We start from the raw sequence: 15,498 nt of genomic DNA, 5'->3' as shown, positions 1-15,498 counted from the left end.
TATGACTACATGGTTGCAAGCTGCTAATCTAAAGGGCACATATACATCGGAACCAACCTTCATATCTGTCGGCGGTGATGGGACAATTAATAAAATATCTTGGAATGCCACCGTACCTTCTGGTTCTAAGCTGCATGTTCAGACTTCTATTTCTTGGGATAATTATGAGTGGTCGGAATGGAAGTCATGTACGAATGGAGGAGAAATTCCTGACCTAGATGTGACTGTCCCCGTGAATCAGGTATATTTCAAGTTCCGAATCTTACTTGAAGCCTCCCATTATAACACTGTACCTATCTTCCAAGACCTCTCTCTCTTTTTTGAACCCATCGTCATCATCCATAATGACGGAGAAACCTATTGTCAGCCTGAGATCTGGATCACCAAGGTTGGCAACGGAGACCTTACATTAACGAATACCTCAGATCACAATAGGGAGTTCAAATTCACAGACCTAATTAATCAAGAAACCATCTATGTGAATAGTGAAAGAGAACATATCGACACGTCTTTGCCTGTAACTTACAGGTACAACAACTTCAACGACAACTATTTTAATCTGCCAGTGGGTATCAATGTGTTCAAAGTTGAAGGGATGGCAAATTTTAGATTTCGATATCAATTTAAAAGACTTCAATAGTCCATAAAGGAGGTGATTTGTTGTCAAATCTCAATACATATTTTGAATATAATGATCCCGTATCGATGATATGGAGAGATGCACCTTATCCTGACAGAGCTGATGCTTTGCCCGTCATTAATGGGATTATTACCCTGCTGGAAATTCCGTCGAGTGATCATAAGGTTCGGATCACAGGCTTGATAGAAATTGAACGCGATGAATTGGCGAAAAAAAAGGTGCTTGCTGAGAACGAATTTATAGTTAACTATGCCAATGGAGTCATTCAGTTTCACGCTAGACATGAGGGGAAGTCATTCTTATGTAGCTATAAAGGCAAAGGAATGATCATGTACCCAGCCTCTCGTGTATATGCAATGATAGACAGGAATCCCGACATCATAAAAACACTACAAGATATTATTGATGAGATCCTGGAGCGTATAAGTACATATAGTGAAAAGCTTATCCAAATTAATGAGGCCATATCCGACGCAACACTAGCAACGGCAAATACTAATGTAGCCGCAGATAATGCACATCGTGCCGCTGAGACGGCCTTGGATGCTGCCAGCCAAGCAGTCGAAGCTATCCAGCATGCCATGAAAATTTACAAGCCTCCCGTCAATTATTATAGTGATCTCTCAAGTGCCTATCCTAGGCCAGAGCTGGGCTGGACTGTAATGGTTCGTACAACTGGCAATATTTATAGATGGGATGGAGCATCTTGGGTTCTAATCGAGAATTTTACGCAGATCGCATTTCCTGCGGCCTCTCCCCATCTAAATGGTCTGATGTCCAAGGAGGACTACGTTGCCTTTCATGAGAGATTAGAGCTTCGTCCCATTATGTTTGCACTGGGAAGACCCAAATTCACAGGCATCCCCCCTCTTCTCTTCCAGTTTCCTTTTGATGGGGAGATTAAAGAGATCAAGGCCTATTGTATCCAGTCTGGCGTCTTAGTTCCTACTGAGATAGAGATCCAAAAAATTTCCGAATCAACATTTGAGACGGAAGCATGGGATAATATTTTATCTAGCAACATCCTCTTTGATTTGAACATGAAACAGTCTACTACTCATTCCATTCAGAATAAGACAGTTCATGCCAATGATTATTTTAGACTTAACATCACTAGTGTCGATCAAGAGATTCAAGGGATTACCATTCAAATGAACATCCAGACATAACACCGAACCTGGTGTTTTATTTTATTATTAGGAGGAATTTTATTATGGCAATACCTATAGTTGAGTTTTATAATGCGACCAACACAGGACAAGTAAACACATGGGACGTGCAGACGGTTGAGGCTGGTTCTGTTTCTCCTGATACAACCTTTCTTATTTGGAATAACCGTAATCGTCAAACAGCTGTATCTGACATGATTAACTGCACCATCACGACCAAGGACCAAAACGGTGGTGATACAGGAGAATTGGTTACAGGGAGATGGATTGAAGCCAAGGTGGATAGTATGAATGAAACTACTTTTACTCCTATTGGCGGTTCTTCGTCTAAAACTATTCAAGCTGGTGGTTCTGTTGGTGCTGGAGTTATTTCAGGCGCTGTGAACAATGGTGCTCTATCCGCTACAAACAATTTTGCAAAAGTTACTCTACACGCGAATGTCCCAACAACTGCAAATGCTGGAGACATTGAGTTTCTGACTCGTGTAGCTTATCAGTTTACATAAAAATAAGAATATCTTAAATTGGGCAGTCAAATTGGCTGTCCTTTTCATTTTTAGGTGGGAGGAATTCAATGTTTCAAATTGTACACCCCTGTTCTCCTGTTGAACAAGAGTTTATCTGGCATGCAGAATATAATGACCAGACTTCATTAAGTGAATATGACTTTGTAACAAAAGAGGAGAATTTATTTAAATCAATAGATGCCAATAAACTCATTCGTTTCGGTTTGATCGGACAAGGTCAACGTTTGTATTACGAAGTAAATAGTGGAATTTTTAAAATCATAGGAAAAATGTATGAGTTTAGCTATGTCACTGCAAATTGCACATATTCATTAACAGGCCAACAGATTAAGTACAATGATCATATTACATTTAAAAGTGCAGAAATGTTTGTTGACCCAGTTGTCTTAAAGACAGTTATTGATCCAGTGATCACTGACTATTCTTTTGGTTATAAGGTATCTCTTTTGTTAGATGGAGTAGAAATCAATTTTAAGGCATTATGCGTTATCTCCTATGATAATCCCATGTACCTAAACTTAAGACTTGTTTCTTCGAAATCGTTAGATGGTGAATTGGTAATTAAAAGAAATGGTATGACTATAGATAAAATCAAAGCTCCATTAAATAAAAAAATTGCTGGGGAGACTAATTGGATTATTCAGTGAAGGAGGAAACGCATGGGATTAAATATCAATAAGCTTGAAAAGATAGAGGCATCAGTCCCCACTTACATTGATGAACAGGGTGATAAGCAAGAAATAGAACTAACAATAAAACCATCAACAAATCAATCGTTTTCGCTAGAAAACACAACCAATACAATAAAAACATACTTTCGTGATGATATTTGTACTTATGCTCCTGTAAAGGTTGTTGTTGACAATGAATATTTTGATTGGACTCCATTGGGGGTAGGCTTTATTGATGAATATGGAAACGAAGAATGGCTTGGTAGGATCAACAATACTAAACCAACAGTAGTTGACGGGAATACAGTTGTTTATAAAAATGTTCATGCAGATATTGACGATGAATTTATTGTTGAATACGGAAGACTAAAGCATAATACGATACTCAATCATTTACCCAAATACAACGATACATTGATTGGAAAGAACATCGAGTTGGCGGTTGATGGAATAATTGATTATTCTGCTGATGTTCAAATGTTTGTAGATGGTGAGATTCAAGAAAATGAATTCTATACTAACAAAGACATCGTTTTTAAATCTCAAGATGGAACTGAAGTATTCAAACTTGCTTCTCCTGTTACCTTTGAAAGTAATTCAACGGAAGAAATTAGATGTAGATATCACATAAAAAAAGATCACAATATACTCAGACTGCAAATTCTTGTTCCCTATTCTTGGCTAGCAGACTCAGATCGTTCGTTTCCTGTTGCAGTTGATCCAACCTTAACCATAGTCCCCATTAGTGGGTTGGGGTTTGTTCCTAGATATGTGACACTCAGCAAGGATGAAAATTTATTTATCGCATTGGAAAATAACAGAATAATTCATATCTATTCGTTAAATAAGAGCACCAATACCCTCACAGAACTTCCTGCTCCAGTTGGAGGATACGTTACAAATGGAAATTATTTAGATCGTATTGCAATTTCACCCAATAATCAATTCATAGTTTACTCAGATTATTTGCAAGCCAATATCTTTGTGTATCAATACGAGCCAAGTACAGGTGGATTTACAAAAAGGATTATTCAAAACATGTCCCATTCTGCCAACACTAGGCCAATAGATATTGTATTTGTTAACAATAATCTTGTTTCCTTTATTTATGGTGCATCAGTAATGTTTGCCAAGTTAAATAGTACAACTGGTTTATTAAGCTCTCCTACATACAAAAGTTTTGGAACAAGTGGAGTCGTTAGAATTCAGTTCTCCACAAATGAAAAATTTATGGTAGTTCGAAGAGGAGACAATAGAGTCAGAGTGTATCCATTTGATTCTGGGACAGTAGGTGACGAAATTGTCCCAACTGAGACCACCCTACAGGATGCTGCTACGGATTTTGATTTGTCATCTGATAATAAATACATAGTGTTTGCAATAACTACTGCTCCCTATTTTTGTGTTGCAAATTTTAATACATTAACAGGTGCAATTACAAGTCCGATATATCCATCATTGGGGTCTACTGCTCCAATCTCAGGGATACGTTTTTCTAGGCTAGGTCAATTTATTGTTACAGTGACACAGACATCGCCTTATAATCTAGTCATTTATCGCTTTAATTCAAACAAAAAGACCTTTGTTAATAAGGTAGCAGAAACAATAAACGTGAGGTATCAACTAAGTAATTTAACAGCAGTAAGAGATTATGTGGGGCTTGCAACTACCCAAACTACTAACTTCTATAGGTTTTATTATGAGCCATCGAACAATGTCTTTTTTAAAGATGAATCTACTCAAGACTATTATTCGGATAACAGAGGCAACACGCTGATGCTTATAGACTTCGGTACTATTGTAGCTGGACAAACAACTGGAGCTAAAAAAGTAGTCCTTGAAAACTTCTATGGCTATGCACTCAAGAACATTGTATTGAGTGTTGTAAATCCATCTGTTGAATTTAAAGTAGTAATAAGTCAAACAGAAACACCTTTTGTACCAGTGGATTACATAAGTTATAACGGATTAGAGTTGGAGGCATATGGGGAAATTCCTTTCTTTGTTCGTGCCTCATCTACAGAATCATCTACATCAGGGGGCATGTTTGAACTTAAAGTACGAGCTGATAAAGTGTAGTGGTCTAATAACAAAAAAGAAAGGGAGGTGAACAATGTATCGAATAACTGAACAAACCAAAACCCAGATGCAAACAGGAATATTCAGCAGCGCTAATATTTATGTCACAGATTTCGGGCAGTTAACATTAACTAATAAAAACATAAATACTAATCTTGCATTAAACAAGCCATACACAAAAACACAGAATGCAACATTTGTCAGTGGCGCTGCTGACACTAATAATAGGATGTTTACAGATGGGAATCGAAATAACTGGTTCCGCTATTTCACAACATCAGGCGAAGAAATTGTGGTTGACTTAGGAAGCATACAAAAAATTGGGGGAACAATGTTTTTCACAGGCATGTCTAGTGGTGCCCCAACCCCTAGTTATGTTGAAGTGCTTGGAAGTGTAAATGGTGTCGATTTTGTTAGTTTGGGTTACGAAGGAACAGGCACTAATGGTGTTCAATCATTTGTCTCTAGTTTTGCGTCTGAATCATATCGGTATGTAAAGTTCAATTTAATACGCACCACCCCTTATTCTATTACTGTTGGTGAGGGCGAGGTATACTCTGGTCAGGAATACTCCGAAACACGAGAAAAGATATATGATATTTCTCATTTGGGTATCCTTAGGACCAATAATGTATATTGGATGGAAGACACTCCACTTGGAACATCAGTCAAGGTAGAAGCATCCTTCTCTCATGATGGCGGTGTTACATGGGAGCCTCGGTACAGTCTAAGCAATGGAGGAACATTCCAACAGCCATTGGGGTTAGACCTTAGTAATACCCACCTTAAAATAAGAACCACGCTATCAACAAATAACATAAATGTGCCTGTTTTTAGTAATTTAACTTTACTCTTTGACAATGAAGTTAAGACTGATGAGAATAATATAGTCATTTCAAGAAGTTTTGTTTCACCTAATATCATTCATCCCAATATGACATCAGCAACAACACCTACTCCATATGTGATCACATCTTTTAATAATTACAATATTTCAGCCTTTCCACCGTGGAAAGCATTTGATGGTGTTGTGGGTACAGTCAACGCTGAATCGTGGATATATGGGGGAACGGGATGGATTACTATAGACTTGGGTGAAGACAATAATAAGCCAATCGCTAAATATGCCATTCATAGAATTAACACTGCTTCAGGTGCTCTTGATTGGACACTTGAGGGTAGCGTTGATAATACTACCTGGAATATTTTAGATCAGGTTGTAGGTGTAAACTACACTAATAATCAAGTAAGCCGTGTTATTGATTCAAATATATCAAACAGAAAAATAGCTTATCGTTATTACAGACTTAATATTACAAGGTCAGTAAGCAATAGTAGTAATGCTCTTGTAGAGTTACAATTGTTCGAGTTGGCTGATGGAAATGGATATCAGATAAGAAGTTCACTAAAAGTGCCTCATCGTATCTCTTTTCATAGTAAAATTCGCATTCCACCTCACAATAAGGCTACAGGAAAAATCGTGGTAACACCTCTTTCTAAATTTGCTATTTCATCAAAAGTTGTTATTAAAAAGCCACATGATCTAAGGTCTCGAATTAATATACCTGTGAGTAATCGAGCATCAGGTGTTATTGACATAGTAAGACCTCCAACAACCACAGTAGAACTTGCTCCTGTTAAAGATGCATTTGTCCGTGAAAGTATCCCTAAGCTAAACTATGGTACTGAGCAGGATTTATTCACTGGATTCAATACGAACTATAACGAGCGTTACCGTTCATTCTTAGGATTTGATATCAGTACTATTCCTGATAACTCGTTAATTAAAAGTGCTCACCTAAAGCTTTATCACGAAGCAAGTTCTTCTGAAGTCCAGAGGGTTGAGCTGTTTGAACTTGAATCAGACTGGACTGAAAGAGGAATAACATGGGATAATCAGCCTTCCCCAACCAGTAAGGTTATGGAAATGGATGTTGGGAATGTTGGGAGGTATTTATACTTTAACCTTACCGAACTGGTTACAAATTGGTATGAGGGAAGCAAGGATAATAATGGCATCCTAATTAAAGCTCAAAATGAACTTGATTTATTCTACAAACGATTTTATTCAAGAGAGAGCAGATATTTTCCTTTACTAGTTGTTGAATATGTAGATAAAATTATTTACTCTTTTGGCAGAGACGAACTCAGAATCAACAAGATTCAAGTAAAACAATTAAAATCCAGCGATACGCCTTCGAAACTTAATGTAAAGCAGGTATGGTTCGACTCAATCATTAACTCTCGCTTAAAAGTAAAGAAAATGGGATATTTGGATTCTCACCTATCTATTAAAAATCCAAATCTGTTATCAAATATTACTGTAAAGCGAGCAGATCGATATGATGTCCATTCAAAGCTAACTGTTAGAGTTAAGTCTGATAAGTACATAATAACAAGCATCAGAATATCTCGACCATTCCAATCTGGTACAATTAAGGTTGCTCGAAATAGTCAATATGCTATAGCATCCAAAATCAAAATCATCGGATCTACTACAGTAGGACTTCGTTCCAAGTTGATCGTAACCAAAGATAACATTAAAGGCAAAATCTCCGTTATCCATACCAGCAAACTAGTGTCCAAAATCAATGTTATTGCATCTAGAGAGCACTTCCTAAAAGGCAACATTGTTATTAAAAGAAGCAGTCAACTAGAAATCCCTTCACGGGTCAAAGTCTTCTATATGGCAAACTTGAAGTCTAAGATATCCGTCCATTCAGGCTTCCTTAAATCAAGAATTAAAGTGCCCTATCGAGCCAATCTAGATGTGACCAGTAAGATTAAGATAAGAGTAAGATCAGCTCGAGATCTGAAGAGTAAGATTAGAATTCATGATTCTTTTGAGAATGATTGGGGATATGTGTATATGCTATAAAGGTGAATAGATACCATAAAGTCACTCTTAAGCACAACCGTTACTCGGTGGTATTCAGCCGGGGAACGGTTGTGTTTTTCTGAGGCCTGCTTTGATTATAGAACGAAATGTATCTGTATCTGGCAGCCTAATTCAGTTAATAATACAGTTGACAACGTTGAGAATCTACGCTATTATGTTAATTATCGTTATATATCTGATCTGTTAGCTCAGCTGGGAGAGCACTATCTTGACAGGGTAGGGGTCAGTGGTTCGAGCCCACTACAGATCATTGCTGGAAACCCTTACTACGTAAGGGTTTTTTATTATTTTTACGCATATTATCCACTCTCAGATAGGGTTCTCAAGAACAATGATTTTCAACGACGGATTGTCAAGCCAAGTGCGACAGTTCCTCTGAAAAGGATTCATGAGCGGTTCCCCAGCCCAGACATTTACGTGGTCTGTGATGGATCAAGTGCAGAGCGTTTTCTAGAGCTTCATCCGTGATTTGCGCGAAATCCGTCCCCTTGGGGAAAAACTCTCGCAGGAGGCCATTGGCATTTCATTCGAGCCGCGTTGCCAGAAGGAATACGGATCTGCAAAATACACCTGCACCTCATGAATAGCTTCTAGGCTGGTGTAACAGGCGAGCTCCTTGCCACGGTCTGCGGTAGCAGTTGGAAACACATGGGCAGGGTACTGCGAAGCCGCTACCCTAAAGACAATCTCCATCGACAACGCGGTACGGTCTGGCATACGAATTGCTGTATACAAGCGGGTCTTTCGTTCAATGAACGTAGCTACGCAGCCCTTGCTTTTCCCACGGCCCGAGACCACCGTATCCAGCTCCCAATGGCCGAAGGTTTCCCGGTTACGAATCTCTTTCGGACGCTGAGAGCTGGGCTTTCCCACAGCAAACTTGTCGTGTGTCTCTGCTGGCTTGTGCTGCTTCCCTTTGTGCCTGAGGACAGCAAGCACGCCTTTCACCAGACGGCCTGTATACAGCCAGCGATAGATCGTTTTAAAACATACCATCGATTAACCCTCCTGACGCAATCGCTCTACGATCTGCTCCGGAGACTAGGTCGCCTGAAGCTTTTCTTCGATGCGACTCACCAGTTCTAGGCTCCACTTACCTCCGGGGACTGAAGCCTTACGGCGCTGGACATAGCTCTCTTGAGAGTTCTGTGCGCAGTACAGATGCTCTGCTACATTTCGGCGGAGTTCACAGCCAATGGTGGCATGATGTCTGCCAAGTTCCTTGGCAATCGCTCTGGTACTTTTCCCCTGCTGGTGGAGGATTTCTAGCTTGCTACGCTCGATTATGCTAAGATGTGTGTTGCTCATGGTGGGTTCTCCTTGTGTGAATGGGGTTGGGGAACTTTCATTCTACACGAATCCGGCCATGGGCTCTTTTGTATATTTATTTCCAGTAGGTGTCGCACTTCATATTACAATCAGTCCAACAAAAAAATTAATAATGCCAACAACTATTAAGAATGTTGCTATTAATGCGAAAATTATCTTTCTGAACTTCTTCATAGGCTACCTAACGTCCTCCTGTTATTTCAGCAAGTTATCGCTTGGAGTGTTTCCGATATTATTAACTACTATATATCTTTATTGGCTTATTTTGCAATTAAGATAGTAATATATTCCTAGGTCTGTTAAGCTATATAGGACTGTCATAAATTAGGGGGATATACCTTTGAAGAAACATATTTTTCTCTGTCTAGCCTCAGCTACAATTATCTTATCAGGCTGCGGCTCACAAAAAGCGAGCACTGAACCTTCAAATGCGGCTTCTGCTCCAATCTCGGCAGAGTCCTCAAATTCTGTCGTAGAGAAAGTACTCACCGACAATGAAAAAATGGCGCTGGAATACATTAATGTCTTTCTAAATGGCTCAGATCAAGAAGCCAGAGAGGCTTTTATTTCAAACAAGATCCATCCAGATGTGCAATCATTATTTCAACTGGTGGTAAATGTCCAAGTTCCTGAGGTTGATAAGCTGAACGATCCCAAGGTTATTGAATCAACTGAGTATACGGACGCTGAAGGCGGGAAAGACACAGCTATTCTTATCCAAGGAAAAAAAGGAACGAATCCAACCAGTGAGCTAATTGTCCTATTCAAAGACAATAAGATTACATGGGGTATTCACTCGAATGACGAGGACTTCGCTAAGCTAAGAAGTAGCTTTAAAGAACCGATACCCGAGACTGCAGACGAACCATCTCCGGAGAAAAAACTAAGCGAGATACGTAATTACATCGTTGCAGATCTTTGGAATGCTGGCTTTGTTGATGTAAGCTCGTACATACATACAGGCACCAGTAGCACAGGTCAAGACCTGGATGTAGAATTCACTGTGGATCTGTTAGGGAATTCCATGGCTAAGAAAGCCGAATATGATGAATATGTAAAAAACTTAGACGAGAAGTATGCTCAAGCTAAGAAAATATGGACAAAGCTCTCTGAGGAAGCGGATCGTTTATATCAACACATTCAAGATAACCCACCGAAGGCAAATGATCCCAACTCTAATTTTGACACTGGGAAATTCAAGCAGTACATGAGCGCCTTTACTGATGAAGTGGACAGTTTGAACAACTGACATAGGACATTACTAAAACAGCCCTGCCGACCATCGATGGTTAGCAGGGCTGCTTTGATTTCATGGGGTTGTCCATTTTTAACCTCCCCTATGTAAACGGACCCATTTGCCAGTCTAAGTGTAGAAGTACTTGAGGGACTTGCTTGTGCAATTTCCAAATGAACCGAGCCTATAAGAACTATAAAAACAAAAAAAAACACAAAACCTTTTTCAATACATTCCCAGCCTCTATTGAAAAAGCCAGCCCCAGACACGCCCTCCGGTATCACAACATTCTCCAATGAATATCGTGACCTCCAGAGTACGTAGCCTGTGACTGGCCCTTCGTCTCATATCCTACAATCTACACATACATCTCAGCATGACCTTCGAACTCTGGCAGCAAATACTCCAGCGCTTCCAGATCATCCATGCCGACTGTGATGAGACGTGCCGACGTACCAGCAGGGATTGCGATCAGCATCATCCCGAGCAGACTTTTCACATCTATAATTCGTTCACCGTTCTCATCTCTATATTGAAGTGTAATCCTTGCTGCAAAGCGGGAAGCATCCGTACAAATACGGATCATATCCTCTCTGTCCAGATCACCTTGAATGATAAACTCATGTACCCTCATAACTCATGTCTCCTTAGTTCTTTATGCGCTTCGTCAATGTGACTAATATTATATCGTCAGATAGGCGTTATAACATTAGTAACATATCACGATGGTACATCAGATGCAATCATTCAAGGAAGGAAATGATCCTCCATTTGTCCAATATCGTATGCGTTCAGAAGCACGAGGGTTATGTGGAAGCATTATACTAGATCAATTGCTGTCTGCGCTTCAAATACACATACAATATCACACCAGACACAGAGCAGATAGCCGCACACAAGCCGATGAAGCCGTACCCTGCCTGCAGTCCACGCAGCAAGCCAAGCTCCGTTGTCTCACCATACGCTGCTTTGAAGGCATCAATGACCCAACCAATCACATAGTTACCGATGACACTACCGATCCCCATGAGTGTAACCGTGAATGTAATTGCTGTATCGCTGCCATGAGGATATCTTTTGGCAATCAGCGCCATGACTGTCGGATAGATAATAGCAATACCTGCGCCGGATACCGCAAATAGGAAAGCCATCTCTTCTCCACCAGCAATCGCCACGAACGTGCAGATCGCCGAGAAAGCGGAAAACAGAATAAGCGAGAGGACGAACCCGATCCGGTCAGTCAGTGGCCCAAGCAATAACCTTCCCAGTGAAAAGGTCAGAAAGAAGGCTGACAGCATACCCGAGGCTTTGACCGTATCCCAAGCATAGGCCTTCTCCAGAAAGTTGACGAGCCAGCCTCCCACTGCCATTTCGGATACGACACCGAACGATAGGATCATAACTACAAGCCACAGAACAGGATCACGAGTAAGCTGCTTGAGCGATACCCGATCCTCATGTGGCAGATCATCACCAGGAAATGTACTTCGTAGTGCCGCAATAATCGGCAACAAACATAGTGATAGCGTAACCAGATACATGCCACGCCAGTCCAGCACATGCCCGAACACGGTCAAGGACATTACGCCGGTCGCCAGTAGCGGTGCAACGGTTGAACTAAGACCGTAGAAGAAATGAGAGAGATTCATCATCATCCCCGTATTCTTCACGAAAATTCGCGCGCCAAGGATGGCCAATGCGATCTCCAGCATGCCGTTCCCGATATACATAAAGAAATATGAAGAAGCAAAGAGCGGATATGTATGAGATAAGTAAATAAATACCCCTGACAAAATCATGGACGCAAAAGCAAGCACGCTCACTGCCTTGATTCCCCATTTGCGGACCAATATAGCCGTGAACGAGCAAGCAATCAGATATCCCAACGCATTCAGGGACAGTAACGTTCCCAGTTGCTTCTCATCAAGATGGAAGTCGAACTGGATACGTGGAATTGCGGGCCCTTTTACATTTTCAGAGATCCCAAAAACTATGAATCCCAAAAAGATGGTAGCCAGTTGCATGGCGTATAGCTTATTGAACTTTCGTGCCTGTGGTTCGGAATTCAAAATAAGTCCCTCCAGTTGTCCTTAGATATTACCATCTCTTCTCAATTCGCTCCATACGATACGTCAGACTTTCCAAGGCCACAGCAATGAGCCCGGCCACATATTCACTTGCAGTATCTCTACGAATGATGAGGTTCGGCATATGCTCCTGCGGGATCATAGTCAGGCAGTCTTGCGTGAGTTCATCCAGCATAGACTCGTCCATCGTGTCGCCAGTAATTACGATTGCAGCCGGATTGATAATCGCGATAATGGATACCAGCGTCTTTCCGACCAGCATGCGCAAGCCCTCTCTTGTATTAAGCAGACGTAGCTGCTCCTCCTTTGATACACCAAAGGGCAGAAAGGACACCTCACCTCCAAAATGGGTGCTACCCGAGAGCGGATGTCCCTCAATCATGAAGCCTGCCCCTGGAAAATGTGATTTTGGAAAAGTTACGACTGCAAAATTCGTCTCCTCTGCAAATTGCTGCTGATTGTACAGACCATACACGGTCAGGTTCATGTCGTTGCCAATGATCACTTCCACATCAGTGTACTGCTCCCTTAGCCGTGGACCTAGCGGCTGATCAACCAGCTCAGGGACATCACAAAGACCAATAACACCGTTATGCGCTACACCTGGAATGCCGATACCGATGGCCTGCACATGTTGATATTGATCCATTAGCTTATTGATTAGAGCTTCTACGATAGCTGGCGTAATGCTCTCCATAATGACACTCTGCTCATCTATAATCTCTCCATTCAGATTGGCCAAGGTATGCGAGATCGAGTGTATGCCACCTTCTGTACGGATGATTAGACAGAGGACACTGCCGTAGTCTGCGTTGAATTGATAACGGCTTGCAGGTCTTCCTCCGCTAGATTCATCTGGGCCAAGATCAATAATCTCCCCTGTCTGGAGCAATTCGTTCAGAATTGTGCCGCAGGTAGCGATGCTGAGCTTCGTCAGGCTGGCAACCGACGCTTTGGTACCCACACCAATGGAACGCAGCGTATTTTTGACCAGCTCCACATTAAGCCGCTTCATCTGCTGCGTATTATGCGAGATGGGATTCATATTACTGGGCAGCCTCCTTTCTTGAACTATTTCAGCCTTTCTCAGTTTCATTTAGTTTTTAAAAGTATTTTAATAAATGAAGTGTAGATGGTACCTTCAGAAAAGTCAATGCTTAATGATGATATCTAACGCCAATATGAAAAAAGCAGACCTCGCCTTAGAGGCGCTGCCTGCTTCAACAAATGCATTCAATCGTGCTGCCCGCTCCGATCCGGGATGTGCAGCCATTTCCTCAGATATCCTGAAGATTTTCACTGAAAGCTCCATTCCATCTGCTGGGACTGACTACACACCCCTAAGCTGCCGATTGCTGCGTGTATATTGCTATTCTGAAATTCGCTCAGCCATAGAACCATGACTGGCTATTCATCTAGCCCTCTCTGACAGTCCTTACACCCAGAAAGCCTTAGTGATGATAACGAGCAAAATGAACAGAACCAGAATGGCACCAACTGATGTCCATCCGCCATAGCCTTGGTTAACTTCTCCCACGTTAATTCCCCTCCTTTCTCTAGGGGCTTGATATAGATTATGTAGGATGCCGAGCCAAGGACAGGGCACTATGACAAAAAACAGCCTAATCAGGCATTGGCTCACGTGACCCGTAGCCACATAGTCCAAAGGCCGTACTCCTTGAGCAGGGCATTTGCTATCGCTGACTATTAATAAGAGACCGCCTCGCAGGCGATCCCTTGCTCTAATGCTTTTGCTATGTCGAACTAAACTCGCTTTGGGAGAGCTTTGAATCCATTACTATATTCGTTAACTACATTTAGTTAAATTAGCTTCATCGGCCACTTGGCAACATTATCACTCATTGATAATGGCAGACACTACACCTAGCCTCTTCAGTTCGTAAATGTATGCCGCCCCAGTGACATAACGGCTGGACGATTGATGCTCCACTCGGAAGTGGCAATCGCCGGATTGTAATAAAATAATGATCCATTCGTCGGGTCTACTCCGTTCAGGGCTTGCCTCGCTGCACGATAGGCGCTGTGGTTGGGAGCCAGACGATATTGACCATCCTGTACTGCCGTGAACTGTCGCGGCTGCAATATGACATCTGGAATTGAGCTTGGAAATAGATCCGATTGAACACGATTCAGAACAACCGCTCCCACTGCTACCTGCCCTTCGAACGACTCCCCTCTCGCTTCACCGTGAATGATGCGGGCCAATTGCTCCAATACTGTCTGCTTCACCTCACCATAGGAGTCCATTTTGGCCTGTGTTGCAGATCCCACGACACCATCTGCTGTCAGACGGTGATCCCGTTGAAATTGCTTGACGGCCGCCTCGGTCTTGACACCAAAGTAGCCTGTAAAGCCTGCATGAAAATATCCGAGCGCATGCAACTGCTCCTGCAGCTTCAATACATGCTCGCTCTGCATTCCTTTACTTAGTGCTTGGGCTTGCGCCGTATTGGGCATCACTAGCAGACTGCACAGACACAGAAGCGTCAACATGACGATCCATTTTTTCATGAGCTTATCTCCTCTTCTTCCTTTTGATACATTCGTGATCAGACTCATGCGCACATTCCTTCCAATTCGCATGAACCATCTGCCACATCCGTTGCAGTGTAACATATCCTTTTCCGCTGGATAACCTTCCATAGTCCTAACCTGCCTACTCCAATTTTCAGGAACAAGTTCCCAGCTTAACCTGCTTCGAAAATGGGTAAACAGCATGTCTTCGCCTCTTTAAATTCAGCAAACAACGATTTATATTTATAGGACTGTGGTTACATTTTTGTTACTTTATTCACGGGTCATAAAATACTTGCATTTACATAGATATCTATGTATCATGCAA

12 protein-coding genes, 1 tRNA gene and 1 pseudogene are annotated in these 15,498 nt (G+C 41.6%); 8 read left to right on the top strand and 6 right to left on the bottom strand.

What is annotated here, in order from left to right:
* Window position 1 precedes the first annotated feature (1 nt).
* The 7 genes from K331_RS0101270 (at window position 2) to K331_RS0101240 (ending at window position 8,235) form a co-directional block, all read left to right on the top strand.
* Window positions 2–640, top strand: a complete 639-nt coding sequence (locus tag K331_RS0101270; RefSeq protein WP_028588870.1) for a phage tail domain-containing protein — start codon at window positions 2–4, stop codon at window positions 638–640.
* A 20-nt stretch (window positions 641–660) separates the two neighbouring features.
* Window positions 661–1,809, top strand: a complete 1,149-nt coding sequence (locus tag K331_RS0101265) for a hypothetical protein (protein WP_036633870.1) — start codon at window positions 661–663, stop codon at window positions 1,807–1,809.
* A gap of 44 nt (window positions 1,810–1,853) precedes the next feature.
* The gene (locus K331_RS0101260; protein WP_028588868.1) at window positions 1,854–2,315 is read left to right on the top strand and encodes a hypothetical protein; all 462 of its coding nucleotides are present in this window, start codon (window positions 1,854–1,856) and stop codon (window positions 2,313–2,315) included.
* 68 nt (window positions 2,316–2,383) lie between these two features.
* The gene (locus K331_RS0101255) at window positions 2,384–2,983 is read left to right on the top strand and encodes a hypothetical protein (RefSeq protein WP_028588867.1); all 600 of its coding nucleotides are present in this window, start codon (window positions 2,384–2,386) and stop codon (window positions 2,981–2,983) included.
* A 12-nt stretch (window positions 2,984–2,995) separates the two neighbouring features.
* A complete protein-coding gene (locus K331_RS0101250; RefSeq protein ID WP_028588866.1) occupies window positions 2,996–5,086 on the top strand; it encodes a lactonase family protein in 2,091 nt (696 codons plus the stop codon).
* A 34-nt stretch (window positions 5,087–5,120) separates the two neighbouring features.
* The gene (locus tag K331_RS0101245; RefSeq protein ID WP_028588865.1) at window positions 5,121–7,964 is read left to right on the top strand and encodes a DNRLRE domain-containing protein; all 2,844 of its coding nucleotides are present in this window, start codon (window positions 5,121–5,123) and stop codon (window positions 7,962–7,964) included.
* A gap of 198 nt (window positions 7,965–8,162) precedes the next feature.
* Window positions 8,163–8,235 (top strand) — tRNA-Val (locus tag K331_RS0101240).
* Between the two features lie 102 nt (window positions 8,236–8,337).
* On the opposite strand, the pseudogene K331_RS28660 reads toward K331_RS0101240, so the two are convergent.
* Window positions 8,338–9,293: pseudogene (locus K331_RS28660) on the bottom strand (IS30 family transposase).
* Between the two features lie 361 nt (window positions 9,294–9,654).
* Between K331_RS28660 and K331_RS30825 the strand changes: the two are divergent.
* Entirely contained in the window at window positions 9,655–10,563 is a 909-nt protein-coding gene (locus tag K331_RS30825; protein ID WP_051289524.1) for a hypothetical protein, read from the top strand.
* 343 nt (window positions 10,564–10,906) lie between these two features.
* Here the strand turns inward: K331_RS30825 and K331_RS0101220 are convergent, their stop codons facing one another.
* From K331_RS0101220 to K331_RS0101195, 5 genes are all read right to left on the bottom strand, one after another.
* Window positions 10,907–11,182 (bottom strand): HPr family phosphocarrier protein, encoded by a 276-nt coding sequence (locus K331_RS0101220; RefSeq protein ID WP_028588864.1) that lies wholly within the window; start codon window positions 11,180–11,182, stop codon window positions 10,907–10,909.
* A 190-nt stretch (window positions 11,183–11,372) separates the two neighbouring features.
* Window positions 11,373–12,572: an MFS transporter gene (locus K331_RS0101215; protein ID WP_051289575.1), complete on the bottom strand. Its 1,200-nt coding sequence runs from the start codon at window positions 12,570–12,572 to the stop codon at window positions 11,373–11,375.
* Window positions 12,573–12,645: 73 nt separating this feature from the next.
* On the bottom strand, window positions 12,646–13,680 hold the full coding sequence (locus K331_RS0101210) for an ROK family protein (protein WP_028588862.1): 1,035 nt from the start codon (window positions 13,678–13,680) through the stop codon (window positions 12,646–12,648).
* A gap of 390 nt (window positions 13,681–14,070) precedes the next feature.
* A complete protein-coding gene (locus K331_RS32415; RefSeq protein ID WP_208115152.1) occupies window positions 14,071–14,172 on the bottom strand; it encodes a YjcZ family sporulation protein in 102 nt (33 codons plus the stop codon).
* 356 nt (window positions 14,173–14,528) lie between these two features.
* Window positions 14,529–15,167, bottom strand: coding sequence for a cell wall hydrolase (locus K331_RS0101195; protein ID WP_028588860.1), 639 nt, complete (start codon window positions 15,165–15,167; stop codon window positions 14,529–14,531).
* Between the last annotated feature and the right edge of the window lie 331 nt (window positions 15,168–15,498).

The organism is Paenibacillus massiliensis subsp. panacisoli DSM 21345 (genome assembly GCF_000426545.1).
GTDB classification, from domain to species: domain Bacteria; phylum Bacillota; class Bacilli; order Paenibacillales; family Paenibacillaceae; genus Paenibacillus; species Paenibacillus panacisoli.
The sequence above is the reverse complement of the archived record's forward strand: the minus strand, read 5'-3'. Positions and strand labels throughout refer to the sequence as shown.